The 17638-nt window shown below is 48.5% G+C and carries 15 protein-coding genes; 14 read left to right on the top strand and 1 reads right to left on the bottom strand.

What is annotated here, in order from left to right:
- The first annotated feature begins 1 nt into the window (after nt 1).
- From O9X78_RS04500 to O9X78_RS04435, 14 genes are all read left to right on the top strand, one after another.
- Nucleotides 2–1645 carry a peptide ABC transporter substrate-binding protein gene (locus O9X78_RS04500; RefSeq protein WP_269618416.1) on the top strand — a complete coding sequence of 548 codons (1644 nt, stop codon included), beginning with the start codon at nt 2–4 and terminating at the stop codon, nt 1643–1645.
- 2 nt (nt 1646–1647) lie between these two features.
- Nucleotides 1648–2592 (top strand): ABC transporter permease, encoded by a 945-nt coding sequence (locus O9X78_RS04495; RefSeq protein ID WP_269618415.1) that lies wholly within the window; start codon nt 1648–1650, stop codon nt 2590–2592.
- A 13-nt stretch (nt 2593–2605) separates the two neighbouring features.
- Nucleotides 2606–3916, top strand: coding sequence for an ABC transporter permease (locus tag O9X78_RS04490; RefSeq protein WP_269618414.1), 1311 nt, complete (start codon nt 2606–2608; stop codon nt 3914–3916).
- Complete coding sequence (locus tag O9X78_RS04485) at nt 3913–4926, top strand: ABC transporter ATP-binding protein (protein WP_269618413.1); 1014 nt, start codon at nt 3913–3915, stop codon at nt 4924–4926. Before O9X78_RS04490 ends, O9X78_RS04485 begins: the two co-directional genes overlap by 4 nt.
- Nucleotides 4923–5909, top strand: a complete 987-nt coding sequence (locus O9X78_RS04480) for an oligopeptide/dipeptide ABC transporter ATP-binding protein (RefSeq protein WP_269618412.1) — start codon at nt 4923–4925, stop codon at nt 5907–5909. Before O9X78_RS04485 ends, O9X78_RS04480 begins: the two co-directional genes overlap by 4 nt.
- Nucleotides 5910–6021: 112 nt before the next feature.
- On the top strand, nt 6022–6510 hold the full coding sequence (locus O9X78_RS04475; RefSeq protein WP_269618411.1) for a hypothetical protein: 489 nt from the start codon (nt 6022–6024) through the stop codon (nt 6508–6510).
- A gap of 147 nt (nt 6511–6657) precedes the next feature.
- Entirely contained in the window at nt 6658–8364 is a 1707-nt protein-coding gene (locus tag O9X78_RS04470) for an AMP-binding protein (protein WP_332108512.1), read from the top strand.
- Between the two features lie 58 nt (nt 8365–8422).
- Nucleotides 8423–12325 (top strand): ATP-dependent RNA helicase HrpA, encoded by a 3903-nt coding sequence (gene hrpA / locus O9X78_RS04465; protein ID WP_269618410.1) that lies wholly within the window; start codon nt 8423–8425, stop codon nt 12323–12325.
- Nucleotides 12326–12545: 220 nt separating this feature from the next.
- Complete coding sequence (locus O9X78_RS04460) at nt 12546–12938, top strand: HvfA family oxazolone/thioamide-modified RiPP metallophore (protein ID WP_269618409.1); 393 nt, start codon at nt 12546–12548, stop codon at nt 12936–12938.
- A gap of 50 nt (nt 12939–12988) precedes the next feature.
- Nucleotides 12989–13861: an HvfB family MNIO-type RiPP peptide maturase gene (locus tag O9X78_RS04455; RefSeq protein WP_269618408.1), complete on the top strand. Its 873-nt coding sequence runs from the start codon at nt 12989–12991 to the stop codon at nt 13859–13861.
- Nucleotides 13858–14607, top strand: a complete 750-nt coding sequence (locus tag O9X78_RS04450; RefSeq protein WP_269618407.1) for an HvfC family RiPP maturation protein — start codon at nt 13858–13860, stop codon at nt 14605–14607. Before O9X78_RS04455 ends, O9X78_RS04450 begins: the two co-directional genes overlap by 4 nt.
- A 77-nt stretch (nt 14608–14684) precedes the next feature.
- Complete coding sequence (locus O9X78_RS04445; protein WP_269618406.1) at nt 14685–15410, top strand: MlaA family lipoprotein; 726 nt, start codon at nt 14685–14687, stop codon at nt 15408–15410.
- Nucleotides 15411–15491: 81 nt separating this feature from the next.
- The gene (locus tag O9X78_RS04440) at nt 15492–16673 is read left to right on the top strand and encodes a PP2C family protein-serine/threonine phosphatase (RefSeq protein ID WP_269618405.1); all 1182 of its coding nucleotides are present in this window, start codon (nt 15492–15494) and stop codon (nt 16671–16673) included.
- A 4-nt stretch (nt 16674–16677) separates the two neighbouring features.
- Nucleotides 16678–17166 (top strand): STAS domain-containing protein, encoded by a 489-nt coding sequence (locus O9X78_RS04435; protein WP_269618404.1) that lies wholly within the window; start codon nt 16678–16680, stop codon nt 17164–17166.
- 13 nt (nt 17167–17179) lie between these two features.
- On the opposite strand, the gene O9X78_RS04430 is transcribed toward O9X78_RS04435, so the two are convergent.
- On the bottom strand, nt 17180–17635 hold the full coding sequence (locus O9X78_RS04430) for a tellurite resistance TerB family protein (protein WP_269618403.1): 456 nt from the start codon (nt 17633–17635) through the stop codon (nt 17180–17182).
- Nucleotides 17636–17638 lie beyond the last annotated feature (3 nt).

Raw genomic sequence — 17638 nt, 5'->3', positions numbered from 1 at the left:
AATGGCGAAAACCTTGCTTAGCCGGTTTATAGTCCTGCGTTCATTGTCTACGCAGCTAATTGCTAGTTGTTTGTTTATCCTTGTTATCAGCGCTCCTGCAAATGCGCAGGCGGTTGATGCCGCCCAAGCTAAAGTGACTCTGGCCTTAGCGACTGAACCGCCAACCTTAAATAGTGCGGTTGCGACTGACACCATTGCCGGATTTATATTGTCCCATTTAATGGAAGGCTTGCTGGTATACGATGCTAATGGTCAGTTAGCGGCGGGGGTTGCTGAGCGTTGGCAGCTTGATGCTGACGGAGCCAGTTTTTGGTTGCGAGAGTCTGCCCGTTGGAGCGATGGTAAACCCGTTACGGCCCATGATTTTGTGTTTGCTTGGCGCCATGCGCTAAAGCCAACTACGGCGTCACAGTATGCGTTTATTTTTTATCCGGTAAAAAATGCAGAGGCTGTGAATAATGGCAAGCTGCCGGAATCTGAGTTAGGTGTAAGGGCAGTTTCCGATTACGAATTGCGAGTAGAGTTTGGCCAACCCTGTCCTTATTTTCTTAGTCTAGCGGCATTTATGACGTTTTTGCCAATGCGAGAGGATGTGCTTGACCATTGGGGTAGTCGCTACGCAGCAGACAGCGACAAGTTGGTTTTTAATGGCGCGTTTGTATTGGAAAAATGGATTCATGGCGCGCATCTGCGATTACGTAAAAACAGCCAATATTGGCAAGCAGATTCGGTAAAAATTAATGAAATCGATATGCCCTATATTACTGCCGATCCGAGCGCACAATTTAATTTATTCCGCGATGGGCAAATCGCGATTGCACCTTTAGATACCGGTTTGCTGAACGAGGCAGTTGAGCGCGGTTTCGACATTGAGTATTTTCACACCGGTTCTTTATTCTTTCTTGAGTTTAATTTTCGCGAGGGTCGAATTACCGCGAATAGATCCTTCAGAAAAGCGGTGCAGCGACTTATAGATCCTGATTTATTGGTTAACAAGATTATAGGTTTACCCGGTATAAAGCCTGCGTATTCTCTTTTTCCGGTTACGGTAAAAGGAATGAAAGACCCATTTAGAGAGGAGTACCCCGTAATGAGGGTAGATCCTGATATTGCCGCGGCGCGGGAATATCTTGCGCAGGCTAAGGAAGAATTAGGCTTAGACAAATTTCCGCCCTTGGTGTTATTGGCAGGGGACAGTCCTAGGGCATTACAAGAGGCGGAGTATTATCAGTATTTGTTTAAAAAAGGCTTGGGTATTGAGCTGCGTATTGATCAGCAGGTATTTAAGCAGCGGATTGAAAAAATGCGTCGCGGCGATTTTGATATAGTCGCGGCCGCCTGGGGGCCGGACTACGACGATATTATGACCTTTGCTGACTTGTTTGCTTCATGGAACGAAAATAATCGTGGGCGTTATAGCAACCCTCTTTATGATCGCTGGATTCGCTTAGCTCAGCACAGCTCAGATACCCGCACCCGGTTTAATGCGATGGCCCAGATTCAGCGCATTGTGGTGGAAGACGTTCCTATACTGCCAACCTATGAAAATGGTTCTTTATATGTACAGAACCCGCGCTTAAAAGGTGTAAGACGCTCAATTTTTGGTGGTGATCCTTTCTTCCGTTATGCGTGGATCGAACAGTAATTATGGTGAATTTCATTGCCAGAAGGCTGCTGTCGGGTTTAATCACTATTTGGTTTATTGCCACGGCCACGTTTTTTGCGATGCATGCGGTGCCCGGCGATCCGCTAACCCAGGAAAAAGCGATGTCGCCTGCCGTGCGAGCGCAGCTAGAAGCCCGCTATGGTTTGGACAAACCACTAATAGAGCAGTACCAATTGTTTATGAGCAATATGCTTCGAGGTGATTTCGGCATCTCTTTTACGCAGGAAAACCGTAGTGTAAATGACATCATTCGAGAGCACTTTCCCATTTCGGCAACGCTTGGTATCGCCGCAGTTTTAATTGCATTGGTGGGCGGTATTTCTGCGGGTTCAGCGGCAGCATATTGTAAAAATCGCTGGCCAGATCGCGTAGTGATGATTGCCGTGATCGCGGCAATTTCAGTGCCCGGTTTTGTGATTGCCGGCCTTGCTCAGCTAGTTATTGTTGCGTTGAATAACGCGGCAGAAACAACGTTATTACCGGTGGCGGGTTGGGGAAGTGTGAGTCAAATCTGGGTGCCCGCATTGGTTTTAGGTCTGGGCACGATGGCGTATCTAAGTCGAATCATGCGCGCCTCTATGTTAGAAGTGCTAAGTGCAGACTTCAATATTGCCGCCAAAGCAAAAGGAGTAAATGGCTGGCGATTATTTTTCCATCACCAGTTACGCAATGCGGTTTTACCGGTTGTCACCGAGCTAGGCCCAACGATTGCGGCGATTACCACGGGCGGCTTTGTCGTTGAGTTAATCTTCGCCATTCCCGGTTTGGGACGCTACTTTGTGCAGGCTGTGCAGCAACTCGACTACACGGTCATTATGGGAACTACGGTTTTTTATGGTGCATTCTTAGTTTTAGTGGTTGTTTTAGTAGATATAAGTTACGGCTTGATTGATCCGCGAATTCGTTTACACCGAGGTCGGTCATGAGAGGCGCAGCTAAATGACGATATCTGTATTTCGCTTTGCCCCGAAAACATGGGGCAGTGCCGACGATCTCGAAATGGTCGCTCCCATTGCACTGCCCAGCATGGCAAGCCCGACCGTTATTTTGTCCGCTACTGTGGTGGTATTTTTGTTGTTGTTTGTGAGTGTTGGCCCGCTACTTTGGCAGCAGAGCCCCTCGCAACAATGGTTGTCTCAAATCTCTGACGGCCCAAGTCCAGCCTATTCTGTTCGGGTTATATCAGACAATGGTGCCTGGCGCCCTTCGGCACTAAGTGATATGCCTGCGGGTTTGAAAGTGCACGCGGCGAACACAGAATATGTACGATTACACTGGCCTGTGTTGGAAGGCGTAACACGGTATCGAATATATCGTGGTGACGCCCATAAACCAGGTTTGGGTTTGGCCATTGCCGATACCTCAGACAACTACTTTCAAGATCGCCTGCAACTCAGTAGAGAGTTATATCGCTACACCATTGCCGATGCGGATACAGGGCTGCTGTTATTGGCTAGAGAGATTCGGCCAGAGGCTGCTATTTCTGCGTTTGAAGCCCAGCTACAAGGACTGATCCCCGTTACCAATAACACAAGCCAATGGGTTGAGTTGCCGGCCCATCCATTGGGTACCGACGCCTTGGGTCGCGATATGCTCGCGCGTCTAATGGCGGGTGGGCGTACCTCCTTGTTTGTGGGTGTTGTTGCCCCATTGCTCTATATCAGTTTTGGTTGCATTTTTGGTGCAATAGCAGGGCTGATGGGCGGTTGGGTTGATCAACTCGCTATGCGCTTTGTCGATTTTGTCGTCGCTTTGCCGTTTTTGCTGTTTATGATTTTATTTCGCGTGGCCTTTGGTATCGGTCCCGGAGAAAACGGCATTATGCCGCTGATTTTGGCCATGTTGATGCTGAGTTGGCCCGGCAGCGCGCGGCTTATTCGCGGCCAAGTTTTGGCCCTACGCAGTCAGCCCTTTGTTGAGGCCTCTCGTATTGCGGGGGTTGGTACGTCTCGAATGATTCTCCGTCATATGTTGCCGAACGTGCTGCCGATGATATTAGTGGCCTTTAGCTTTGCGATTCCCCAAGCCATTTTTACCGAGGCATTCCTATCGTTTATCGGTATGGGGGTATCGCCGCCGACAACGTCATGGGGCGCATTATGCAATGACGGCATAAAGACACTGTTGTCACATCCGAGGCAACTGCTGCTTCCAGCATTATTTATAAGTCTATCGGTACTCGCATTTAATATACTTGGGGATGCACTGCGTGACGCCACAGATCGACGTTCGGGGGTGGTGCGAGCATGAGTCTTTTAGACGTAAACGCGTTAACGGTCAGTATTGGTCCGGTGCAGGCGGTAAGAGATGTGTCGCTCACTTTGGAGCCCGGTGAATGCCGAGCTTTGGTGGGGGAGTCCGGCTGCGGCAAGTCCGTCACGGCAATGAGCTTATTAGGTCTGATGCCGTCGAATGCAAAAATTAGCGCTGAACATTGGCTGTTTGCTGGCCGGGATATGAGTCAGTTAAATGAGCGTGATTGGCGTCAGGTGCGCGGCAACCAGATTGCCATGATTTTTCAGAACCCGATGACAGCTTTAGACCCCACCCAGACGATTGGTGCGCAAATCGCGGAACCACTGCGAATTCATAAAGGATTGTCCCGTCGTGATGCAAAAATGCGTGCGATTGCTTTACTGGAACGGCTGGCAATTGCCAACCCCGCGCAGCGAGCCGAGCAATATCCCTTTGAGTTTTCTGGCGGCATGCTGCAGCGCGCGATGATCGCGATGGCGGTGGTGTGCGAACCACAGCTACTTATTGCCGATGAGCCAACCACCGCATTGGATGTGACCGTGCAGGCCGAAGTCTTATGTCTATTGCAAGAAATGCGGGAATCCAGCGGTACAGCAATGCTGTTTATTACCCACGACCTTGGTGTGGTTGCTGAGATTGCTGATTCGGTGTCAGTAATGTACGCCGGACAAACCGTCGAATCAGGGAGTTTGCATGGTGTTTTTAAAACAGAGGCACATCCCTATACCCAAGCCTTGAAACGCGCGGTACCGAGCTTAGAAAATCCTCGCCAATTAGAAGCGATAAAGGGTTCACCCCCAGATTTACGCAGACCGCCTGCGGGTTGCGGATTTGCCGCTCGCTGCTCACAGCGCATGGCGATATGCGAAGAGCAGCCGCCGCAAATGGCGTGTGGCGATAATCACTTAGCGCGATGTTGGTTATGGCATAAGGATCATCCCTTGCGTTGGCGCCAGGCCGATGCGCTGATAAGTGGAACTCCGGTGTGGAGGAATAAGGAATGACAGATGCGTTTGTTGAAGTACGGCAACTGCGCTGTCATTTTAAAAACGGCAATAACTTATTGTCAGCCGTGGACGGTATTAATCTGAGTATTGCACCCGGTGAAGTCTTGGGGTTGGTAGGGGAAAGCGGGTCGGGTAAATCTACGCTCGGACGAATTATTGCCGGTTTACAACCGCGAAGTGCAGGCCAGCTACTTATTGATGGCGAGGAGATGCCCAATCAGTATAGTCGTCGTCAATTTCGTACGATGGCGACCAATGTGCAAATGGTGTTTCAGGATAGTTATGCGAGTCTCAATCCGCGTATGACCATTCTGGCGAGCCTTCAGGAACCCTTGTGGAGCTTGGGAATAGCCGGGCAAGCAGCCAAGGATAAGGCTGCCTATTGGTTGGATCGCGTTGGTTTGCCGCCATCGGCGGGAGAACGTTACCCCCACGAATTATCGGGAGGCCAGCGTCAGCGAATTGGTATTGCTAGAGCATTTATCGCCGAACCAAAACTGGTGATTTGTGATGAGCCAGTTTCGGCCTTGGATGTATCGGTGCAGGCGCAGATTATTAATTTGCTGCAAGAACTGCAACGCGAACACAATACTGCGATGCTGTTTATCGCCCATGATCTTGCTGTTGTAAGGTTTTTAGCGACACGAACTGCAGTGATGTATCTTGGCGAAATTGTTGAAATAGGACCAACAGATAGGGTGTTTGAGTCGCCCAGGCACCCATATACTGCGCGTCTGCTAGCGGCTCATTTAGACGGTAATCCACGCGACCGTGTGTTGCGCGTAGCTGCGCCGACAAAGACCGCTGTCAATCGGGCGCCATTGGCAACAGACAGTGGGTGTCGGTTTGCGCCACGTTGCCACATAGCAGAGCCTGCGTGTTTTAATACGCCGCCGTGGCTGCAACCAAGCCGTGTTGATACTGAGGCGGCTTGCCATCGTATAGTCTATATTGAGATTCTGAAGGCGAGAGGAAGCTAAAAAGGGATTTAGCGCTATCGATAGAGCGTTCGGGCCGGTTAAAATTCACACCATCAAAATGAGGCTCTAATCATTCGGGCCATCACAGAACTAAATATTAGGTAGAACAATAATGAATGTAAATATTGATACCCCAAGCGTACTTGCTATTGCCGTTAACCTATTCAAAACCTGTCTATTAGATGCGGGGCGCACTGAGGCGAAGCGTTATTTCAAAGAATTAGAGGCTGGGCGCGAACTGTATTTAAGCGAGCTATCTTTGTCGGATAAGTCTAAGTTGCGGGTCCGTCTTCAGTTGATGCCTCAAGAGTTTCGGGGTCACCTTAATTTCAGCGCGTTCAAATTGCAGCTGCAGATGCTGTGCGCGGAGCTCGCTAAGGTCGTGACGGCTAAATCTGAACCGATTGTGATGTCCGACGACACTGGCGGTCAGCTAATGTTTAATATTCCCGCGCTCAGTCATATAGATGGCAATCTCAACGCCTTTTTATTAGGAGCAGACTTACGACGTAAAGGAGAGCTGGTTTTACAGCTAATGTTTATCGATCCTGATCAGTATCGCGCTCCAGAGGATGCCTCCGCTGAGCTCTCGTCTGTCTAAGACTGTGTAACACAAATACCCTCATCGGCACTTAGTGTTGACAGTGAGTACAAATGTCGATAGCTTGCGCCTTTAAGTAGACGTGGCCAGACTGTCTGTCGCTTGGTCGCCGTGTTGATAACAACAAAGCATTACGAGGGGACGACTTTGTCAGCAGCAATGGAAGAGATCGCAGCAGCAATTAGCGCTGCACGGGAAAAGGCGAATGTGTCGAGCACTGTTGACCTTAGTCAATATGCCAATTTGGTGGATATGTTTGCCTACTGCGCAACGACGTTCTCCGATCAGCCAGCCCTGTCTTGTATGGGTAAGACACTTACCTATAGAGAGTTAGATGCTTTTTCTGCGCAGTTTGCGAGTTATTTGCAAAACCATACAAATTTGAAAGCGGGCGATCGTATCGCGCTGCAGATGCCGAATATTCTTCAATATCCGGTTGCTTTATTCGGCGCAATCCGTGCCGGTATGATTGTGGTTAACACGAATCCTCTGTACAGCGAGCGAGAACTTAAGCACCAATTAAATGATTCCGGTGCCAAGGTTTTAGTGGTTTTGGCGAATGTCGCCGAAGCGGCAGCGGCTGTGGTAGCAGATACCGCTATCGAGCAGGTAATCGTTACTGAAATCGGAGATTTGCATACGGGTATTAAACGGCCATTGATTAATAACGTCGTTAAGCACGTTAAGAAAATGGTGCCAGATGTTAGCTTTAAAAATTCGGTGGCCTTCCGCAAGGCATTAACCTTAGGTAGAAAACGCCAGCACACTCAGGCGACTCCCAAGGCTGAAGAAGTAGCGCTGCTGCAGTATACCGGCGGTACTACGGGTGTCTCCAAGGGCGCAATGATAAGCCACAGCAACCTAATGGCGAACGTGCTGCAAAGTAAGCAATTGTTCGAAAGCTATGGTTTGAAAGAAGGCGCCGAGACCTTCTTGTCGCCATTGCCGCTTTACCATATTTATTCCTTTATGCTGTCTTTCTGCGTCATGATGCAGGGTAACCACGCAGTACTTATTCCAAATCCACGGGATTTGAATAGCGTGATCAAAGAAATGCGTCGCTGGCCTTGGAGTGGCATGAGTGGGATTAATACTTTGTTCGTCCAACTCTGTAATCACCCTGAATTCAAAGAGTTGGATTTCTCGTCTGTAAAAGCGACTTTATCGGGTGGTATGGCATTAACGGCGGGTGCTGCAAAAGAGTGGATGGCGATGACCGGCGCCCAAGTATATGAAGGCTACGGTTTAACTGAAACCTCTCCAGTGGTGTCTATTAATCCAGGCGGATCAAACCAGATTGGTACCATAGGGATTGCCTTGCCCGGTACTGAAATTCGAATTGTTACCGAAGCAGGCGAAGACGTGGGTATCGGCGAGCGAGGCGAATTATGTGTACGTGGGCCGCAGGTGATGATGGGATATTGGCAACGTCCCGACGAGACTGAAAAGACGATTAAGAATGGTTGGTTACATACCGGCGACGTAGCGGTTGTTCAAGAAGATGGTTATATGCGGATTGTTGATCGCATGAAAGATATGATCATCGTTTCCGGTTTTAATGTGTACCCTAATGAGATTGAAGATGTACTGAGCGAGCACCCGAATATTGCGGAATGTGCGGCGATTGGTGTACCCGATGAGAAGTCGGGGGAAGCAGTAAAAATCTTTGTTGCCGCTAAAAAAGGCGATATCGACAAGGATGAGCTGAAAGCATTTTTGCGTGAACGCTTAACCGGCTATAAAATGCCGCGTTATATAGAAGTGCGTGATGAATTACCTAAAACCAATGTGGGTAAAGTATTGCGTCGTTCACTTCGAGACGAGGAGCTTGCCAAGCTCGCCAAAGCTGAGTAAATCATCAGCACATAGCAAAAAGGCGCCTTAAGGCGCCTTTTTTATTTATACGGTGTTTATGTCTGAGATAACCGCGGCCGCTTTGCTGGCCAGTATTGACGAATGTCTGTTGGGTGATCGCTTTGTATTCACTCGGCAATGTCGACAGTTGCAAAAGCAAGAGGCGGCAAACGTTGATGTTGCGGACAAACTTCTTGGCTTGGCTAAGCGCATTAATGCGTCTGCTCTACGAGTACGTGAGCGTCGCGAAAACGTCCCTAAAATTCTCTATCCAGAAGACTTGCCTGTTGCTCAGCGCCTAGATGATATTCGTGAGGCGATTGGCTCTCATCAAGTGGTGGTGCTGGCGGGGGAAACCGGTTCAGGTAAAACGACACAAATTCCCAAAATTTGTTTGGAAATGGGGCGTGGTATTACTGGTTTAATTGCCCATACCCAGCCTCGCCGCTTGGCGGCTAGAGCAGTGGCTCAGCGGCTAGCGGAGGAGTTGAATACACCGCTAGGTGAGGGCGTTGCGTATCAAATACGCTTTCAAGAGGTTTCGTCGCCGAATAGTTATATCAAATTAATGACCGACGGGATTTTGCTTGCAGCGATACAGCGAGATCGCTTCTTAAGCCAGTACGACACCATCATTATTGATGAGGCCCATGAGCGCAGTTTAAATATCGATTTTTTACTCGGATATTTAAAAACGCTTCTACCAAAACGCCCCGACCTAAAGTTGATTATTACGTCAGCAACCATTGATGTTGAGCGGTTTTCAGCGCATTTCAATAATGCTCCGGTGATTGAAGTATCTGGCCGTAGTTTTCCTGTTGAGTATCGATACCGTCCTCAAGAAGAATTGAGCGCCGACAATGATTTGAGCGAAGCGGTAGAGGCCGTATTGCGGGAGTTAATGGCCGAGAGCGCCCACCGCCATGGTGACACCTTGGTATTCTTAAGCGGTGAACGGGACATTCGCGAATTAACGCGTCATCTTAAACGCGCCGAATTGCCTGGCGCTGAGGTACTTCCCTTGTATTCCCGTCTCAGCGGTGCCGAGCAGCAGCGCATTTTTGATTTACGCGGACGACGAGGGTGGCGGGTTGTGCTGGCAACTAATGTTGCCGAAACCTCATTGACGGTACCCGGTATTCGCTATGTGATTGATGCGGGTACCGCGCGGGTGAGTCGCTACAGCGTGCGCAGTAAAGTGCAGCGTCTGCCAATCGAAGCGATCTCACAAGCGAGCGCCAATCAACGAGCGGGACGCTGTGGTCGTGTCGCCCCCGGTATTGCCTATCGACTTTATAGCGAAGCAGACTATTTAAAGCGGCCTGAATATACCGAACCCGAAATACAGCGAACCAATTTAGCTGCGGTCATTTTACAAATGCTGCAACTAAAGCTAGGTGATATTTCTGAGTTTCCTTTTGTTGATGCGCCAGATAAAAAATTCGTTAACGACGGTTTCGCACTGTTGTCTGAATTAGGGGCCGTGAGTGATGGCCGATTAACAAAGCTTGGCATTCAGCTCGGACGATTCCCCGTTGACCCGCGAATTGGTCGCTTGCTACTGGCAGCAGCAGAATCATCCTGTTTACGCGAGATGCTGATTATTGCGAGCGCCTTGAGTATTCAAGATCCACGGGAGCGGCCTGCAGATAAGCAGCAGGCATCTGACGAAAAACACCGGCGTTTTTGGCAAGAAGATTCGGATTTCGCTGCCTTTGTTACGCTCTGGGATTACGCAGAAGAACAGCGTCAGGCACTATCTGCAAGTCAGTGGCGAAAGCTATGCCAGCGGGAATTCCTGTCTTGGACGCGCATGCGGGAGTGGCGTGAAGTACATCATCAACTTACGCTAATGTGTCGTCAGTTAGATTTAAAGCAAAATAAAGAACCGGCAGATTTTGATAGTATTCATAAGGCCCTGTTGCCGGGTTTTCTCGGTCAAATTGCGACCAAAGATGACAATCGGGAATACCTGGGTGCGCGAAATCGCAAACTGCATATTTTTCCCGGCTCAGCGTTATTTAAAAAATCACCAAAATGGATTGTGGCGGCAGAGCTAGCGGAAACCAGTCAGCTCTACGCTCGTTGCGTTGCCAAAATAGACCCCGAATGGGTGTTTGGTATTAACGACAGTCTGCTCAAGCGCAGTTACTATGAACCGCACTGGCAGGCCCGCAGTGGTCGCGTAATGGCCTATGAACAAACTGCATTGTATGGCTTGATCATACGTGACAAAAAGCGCGTTCATTACGGTCCAATCGCCCCGGAAGAAAGTCGCGAAATACTTATTCGTCAAGCACTAGTGGAGGGACGATACCAAGGGCGAGCGGAGTTTTATCTGCATAATAAGAAATTGATAGCGGAAATTGGAGAGTTAGAAGACAAGGCTCGACGCCGGGATATTTTGGTTTCTGACGAGGAGCTATTTCGTTTTTATGATGAGCGCATTCCGGCGGGTATTGTTACTGCGAAACACCTAGAACATTGGTTGAAGGCGAAAGCGCCACCAAAAACCTTGTTTTTGAGTCGCGGTGAACTGATGCGTCACAGCGGCGGTGATGTTACCGAACAGCAGTTTCCCGACACCCTACAATGTGCGGGAATGAGTTTGGCATTGAGCTACCACTTCGAACCTGGCCACCCCGCTGACGGTGTAAGTGTTGCTATTCCAGTTGCTAATCTGGCCCATTTACCAGAAGGACGTTTAGAGTGGTTGGTGCCCGGCTTGCTGCGAGAAAAGTGCATTGCATTGGTAAAAACCTTACCTAAGGCTCAGCGTAAACAATTGGTGCCTGTGCCGGATTATGTCGATCGCGCTTTGCCGATGATAAAAGCCGGTGATGATGCGCTGCTCCCGCAACTTGCGCAGGCCTTGCTAAAGCTAAGTGGCTTGCAGATTGATCTTAACGAATGGGCCTCCAACCGTCTCGACGACTATTACCTAATGAATATTCGGGTATTAGATAATGCCGGTAAGTTGCTCACTCAAGGGCGTGATTTGTATGCGCTGAAAGCGCAGCTCGCCGACCAAGTGCAGCAGGGTATTGCCGAAGAAAGCAGCGGTGGCTTTACCAGCAAAGTGCTTCAAGATTGGAACTTCGGTAATTTAGAAAAACGGCATGAATTTAAACGTGGCGGTGCCACTTTAACGGCTTACCCCTGTCTTCGGGATGATGGCGAACGCGTCGTCTTAGAGCTGGCAGAGTCAGAGCAGGATGCACAGCAGAAGAGTCTGTACGGTGTGCTGCGTTTGTTACTGCTACGAATGACGCAGCAAACAAAGTTGCTTAGGGCTAATTTGTTTCGCAGCAACGCTGTTCAGCTTCAGTTCGCCGCTGTTGGTGAGCAAAAAAAACGTTGGATTGAAGATTGTCTCCTGGCAGCAACGAGGGAGAGCTTTGTGATTTCCGCAAATAATTTACCCGTCAATGAAGGTGATTTTGAGTCCCTGTGGCAGTCAGGTCGAGCTGGCTTTACGGCGGATGCTGAGTCGTGCGCCGCATTACTTGTTGAGATTTTGGGATATTACTCGGATATTCGCCGAGCGCTAAAAAAGCTCAATTCCTTAAGCTGGATCCACAGTGTTAACGATGTTAATCAGCAGTTAGAAGGCTTGTTTTTCGAGGGCTTTATCACCGAGTTGAATAGGGAAGAGCTGAGACAGTACCCACGCTATTTACGGGCAATATCTCAACGTCTTAGTAAATTAGATGGCCATTATCAACGTGACAGGCAGTGCACCTTGGTTTTGCAACCATTGCAACAACAGTTGACGGATTTTCTAGCGAAGGCGCCGGAAGCGCTTAGATCTCATGACAGTATTCGTGAATATCGTTGGCAGCTTGAGGAGCTTCGTATTTCTTTATTTGCACAAAATATCGGCACGCGAAGTCCTGTTTCTGAAAAGCGATTAAAGCAACTCTGGAAAAGTGTTGTGCAAGATGTAACATTCCGCACATAGTCTCGTCTATCGCGTAACGACGACAGATTCTGTCGCGGAGATCGAAATGTCAGTCAGGTTCGTAGACATCGCGTATCTTGTTAAACTCGCCAAGGCCGCTATCCTAAATGGGGTCGTGGCGATAAAGGTGGTTTTACGCGTCCTTAGATACGTTACCGGCTAAATGATAATTCAAATTTTAAGTTACTAATTCGGCACAAGTCGATACGGAGAATAAATAATGGCGTCATTCACAAAAAATCCTTTGGCAGCGGCATTTAGTGCAGCAATGTTAGTTGGCGCGGTCAGTCCAGCCATGGCTGATAGCAACCCGTTTGCGGCGAAGCAAATGAGTTCTGGTTATGAACTGGCAATGGGCAGTTCAGACAAAGCTGCTAAATCCGAAGCAAAGTGCGGTGCTGAAAAGGCGGGTGAAGCGAGCTGCGGTGCAGAAAAAATGAAAGCCGATCACGAAGGTAAGTGTGGCGAAGCTAAATGCGGTGCAGAAAAAATGAAGGCGGATCACGAAGGTAAATGTGGCGAAGCCAAGTGTGGTGCCGAGAAGGCCGCTAAAGAAGGGCAGTGCGGTGGCGACAAAGCGGCAAAAGAAGCGTCCTGTGGTGCTGCTAAATAAGCGCTTAATCTATCACGCAATCAGATCTCTGGGCGGCAATGACAATATCGATGGCTAACAGTACGGTAGATCAAGGTTCAGCACTAGCAGGGCTAGGTTTGCGGCGCGGTCTAATGACCGCGTTTAAGCAGCTTACATCGAATGATATTGATTTTATTGAAGTCGCGCCGGAGAACTGGATCGGAATTGGCGGTCGTTACGGCCGCTCGTTCAGAGAGGTAGCTGAGCGTCATCCTGTTTATTTACATGGCTTATCGCTGAATATTGGCGGGTTTTCGCCGCTAGATTCAAATTTATTAAATGACATAAGGCAGTTTATGGACACGTTTAACTGCCCCTTGTATTCAGAGCACTTAACGTACTGCGGTGATGAGGGACAATTATATGATTTGCTACCTATTCCGTTTACGGAGGAGGCTGTTCATCACGTTGCAGGCCGAGTGAAGCAGGTTCAGGATCTGTTAGGCCAAAGGATTTTATTAGAAAACGCGTCCTACTACGCCGCACCCGCGCAACAAATGAGCGAGAGCGAGTTTATCAATGCGGTATTGGCCGAGGCTGACTGTGACCTGCTGCTTGATGTAAACAATATTTACGTGAACAGCATTAATCATCGCTACGATCCCCTCGAATTTCTCCATGCTTTGCCTTTAGAACGAGCGAGATATATACATATAGCCGGTCATTATGATGAGGCTGAGGATTTGCGGGTTGATACTCATGGTGCCGATGTTATTGACCCAGTTTGGGCCTTGCTCGACGCGGCTTATGAGCGCTGTGGGCCACTGCCGACACTGTTGGAGCGAGATTTTAATTTCCCGCCAATGAATGAGCTGCTACTTGAGGTGGAGCGCATCAAGCAAGCTCAGCATGCCAGCCAATCGGGACGTATGAACTCGACACCTAGTGTGGCCAAACAATGAGTGAGTTACAGGCCATTCAGCGAGAATTGACAGAGTTTATTCGGGATCCGGAGCATTGCGCGGGACCAAAAGGTTTGGAATCTCGTCGACTCGATATTTATAAAGGCTTATTTTTTAACAACATCAATAGCTTTTTGAGTAATGGCTTTCCAGTGTGTCGCAGCTTGTTTAGCGATGACGACTGGGACGCATTAGTACGCGATTTTATGATAAAGCATCAATGCGTAAGCCCCTATTTTTTGAAAATTGCCGAAGAGTTCTTAGCGTATTTGTCATCGCAGCGAGGTGCCTGTGAAATTGATCCGCCGTTTTTATTGGAGCTGGCGCATTACGAATGGGTTGAGTTGGCGCTGGATGTTGCTAACGAAGATTTACCTCCCGAGGAAACGCTTCCTGCAGATTTATTGGCTGCGTACTTGGGAATTTCGCCACTCGCATGGTCCTTAGCGTACCGATTTCCTGTCCATTTAATCAGTCGTGATAATCGTCCGCTAGAGCCAGGAGACATGCCAACCTATATCGTGGTGTATCGGAATCGTCACGATAGCGTTCAATTTTTAGAGATCAACGCCGTTACCGCACGCCTATTGGATTTAATAGGGGGCGATACACCCCAGTCCGGCGAAACGGTGTTGCAACGTATCGCGGACGAGCTAGGGCTTAGCCCGGACTCGATATTGGACTTTGGTCAGAAAATATTAGCGCAGTTATTCAATCTTGATATTCTGATCATTGCAAGGCCGTAACTATCCAAGTAGTGCCAAGCATTCCCGCATTGCGTATAGTAACGAATGATTTTTAGGTTTGATGAGTAGTAATTTCAATGGAACGAATAGTTTGTGCCTTGGCGCTGACAATATTGTTTGTATTGCATAGTGTCACTGCGTTTGCGAACGACAGTCATGCCGACCCTAGGGACCCCTTTGAGGGGATGAATCGTGCTGTTTTTGCCTTTAATGACATTGCTGATCAGTATGTGCTGCAGCCTGTCGCGCGCGGTTATCGTAAAGTCACTCCGAGCTTTGTTGATCAAAGTATCGCCAATTTTTTTAACAACATTGGTGAAATTAAAAATATTGGGAACGATGCACTTCAAGGCAATGGCGGCGATGTTCTCATCAGCACCGGTCGCTTTGTGATTAATACCACTGTTGGTGTTCTAGGGATGTTTGATGTTGCGGGCCAAATTGGCTTAGAGCGCGACTCTGAGGATTTTGGTCAGACTATGGCGGTTTGGGGCATTGGCAATGGCCCGTATTTAATGCTGCCGTTTCTTGGTCCAAGCACACTTCGGGACGGCACAGGTCGTGTGGTGGACTCCTACACCTCGGTGACGCAAGGTATCGATCCAGAGCGTGCCCAGTACGGCATGATGCTATTAGATTTATTGCAGACCCGAGCGTCGCTGCTGGGTACCGAGGAATTGGTGTCTGGTGATAAATACACATTTATAAAGGATGTCTATTTGCAGCGTCGGGAATTTCTTATCAATGACGGCAAGCTTAAAGACGATTTTGGCGATGAAGATTTCGAATCATTTGATTTCTGAATTGGCTAGATTCAATCAGAGCGTAAATTCTCCGCATAAATACGGCTTGTTTGTCGTGACTGATGCGAGTAAAAAGGCCGCATGAACGCTACCTTTCCCCAGAGCATCCTATTGGTACAGCAGGCAGACGCTGTGCATGCTGAGCTAGTTTCCTCCTTGGAAAAGCTGGGCATGTCGGTACTCGCCATTACTGACTGCGCGAGTGCGATGCTAAGTTTTAGGGAAGAGGACATTGATATCGTAATGGTTGATATCGATTTTCCTGATGATCGCGGTATCGACTTATTGGGTCAAATGGCCGCGGATCCTCGGGAATTGCCTCTTATCGGTGTGTCTAGGCGTAAAAGTCTTGCCGATGTTGTAGAGGCGGTCCGTCACGGTGCAACCGATTACTTAATGTTGCCGCCGGAAAATTTAGACGTCATTCGCCATGTTATTGATAGGGCGGTGGAGCGGGGGACATTAAAACGCGAAAACCTCGCCTATCGAACTAAGTTAGAGAACGCGAATAGGGATTTACTCGAAAGCCTAACTCTATTGCAGCAAGACCAGCAGGCTGGTAAGCACGTCCAACAGCTCCTGCTGCCCGATACCCCAAAGCAAATAAGCGATTATCGCTTTTGTCATTTTATCCTGCCGTCATTGTATTTGAGTGGCGATTTTGTCGATTATTTTCTCGTCGGCGAAGATCATGCGGTTTTCTTTGTCGCTGATGTTTCAGGTCACGGCGCTAGTTCGGCGTTTGTGACCGTTTTTCTTAAGAATCTGTTTGCCCGTAAGCGGAGTGATTTTTTGCACCGCGGTTCAACTGCCATTCTGTCTCCCGCTAAAATGCTTGCCATTGCAAACCGCGAACTGCTGGAGATGGGCATCGGCAAGCATGTCACCATGTGCGTTGGTGCCTTCGATTTAAAGTGTCACCAATTGTGTTATTCGGTTGCTGGTCATCTTCCTGCCCCGGCGATGGCGGTAGATGGTCATTCAGAATTTCTGCCAGAACACGATATGCCGGTTGGCTTGTTCGCCGATGCCGAGTACAGTGACCACATGATCACCTTTCCACCAGGGGCGGTGTTGACGCTATTCTCGGATGGTATATTAGAGGTGATAGACTGTGAAACCCTTGAGGATAAAGAGCGGAAGTTGCTCGACATTCTCAAAGACGGAGAGAGTTCGTCTACAGGCCTGGCGGAAATATTCGGGCTATTAAAAATAGACGAGGCGCCAGATGATATCGCAATTTTAGTCGTGTGCAGGTTATAGGCAAATGCAGCCTGGTAGGATATTGGTAGCGGGACAAGACGGGGCGTTTGTTATCAAATTAGTTGGTGACGTGCGTTTAACACTTTGTACCACCTTAGATGAGTTTTTTGATGAAATGCTCTCGGTGGACGATTTTGCCAGTGTTGTTGTCGATCTGTCGGATGCGTCTAATGTTGATAGTACGACCTTAGGTTTGCTCGCAAAATTGGCAATTAAAGCCAAAGCACGCTTTCAGTTTGTTCCCCTTATTTTGTCAACCAACCCCGATATTACCCGTGTTCTTGAAAGTATGGGCTTTGATCGGGTTTTCCGAATTCGTGAAGAACCTCTTTTGAACGATGAGGACCTTGGCGAATTGCCTGCCTTGCCATGCAGTGAGGATGCAGTTAAAGCGCGCGTGCTTGAAGCACATCGTACACTGATGGGGCTTAGCGACAGTAACCACGCTAAGTTCCGTGAGTTAGTGTCGCTGCTTGAAGGGCAGTGCTTTTAAGTTTTAGGCTAACTTAGCTGTTGTTTGACTCTGTTTTCCCCGTTGTAGTCAGTTTGGCTCTTATAAACTCTGTGTGTGGTAGATAAATTAGATTTGAGATTTTTCTGATCAGATGATCTTCGTATTTATCTATGCGACCGTCCTCAATGGCGACCTCCCAAAGGGCTGCAATCAATTCGTATTTTTCAATGTTATTGCAGTTGTCGTTGATGTAACGGGTAAATGGGTAAAGCGACGTGCTATCTTTGTTGATTGCCGAGGCCGTTGCCATAAAGTCCTCAATATCGGCTAGCGACACTGAAAAACACCGCACCAATAATTCACGAATCTTGTCGATTTCGCCGGGATCTTGTTGAAAGTCCGATTTACTGACTTCTATCAGCAGGGCCGCTGCCGCTAATTCAAGCGACATAATATTCTTTTCGGTGTTTTCTTCTACAGAGAAAAGTTGTTTCAGTTTTTCAAACATGCC

Origin of the sequence: Zhongshania aquatica, from assembly GCF_027257955.1 — a bacterium.
Lineage (GTDB): Bacteria > Pseudomonadota > Gammaproteobacteria > Pseudomonadales > Spongiibacteraceae > Spongiibacter > Spongiibacter aquatica.
This window is presented reverse-complemented; position numbering and strand designations above follow the sequence as displayed.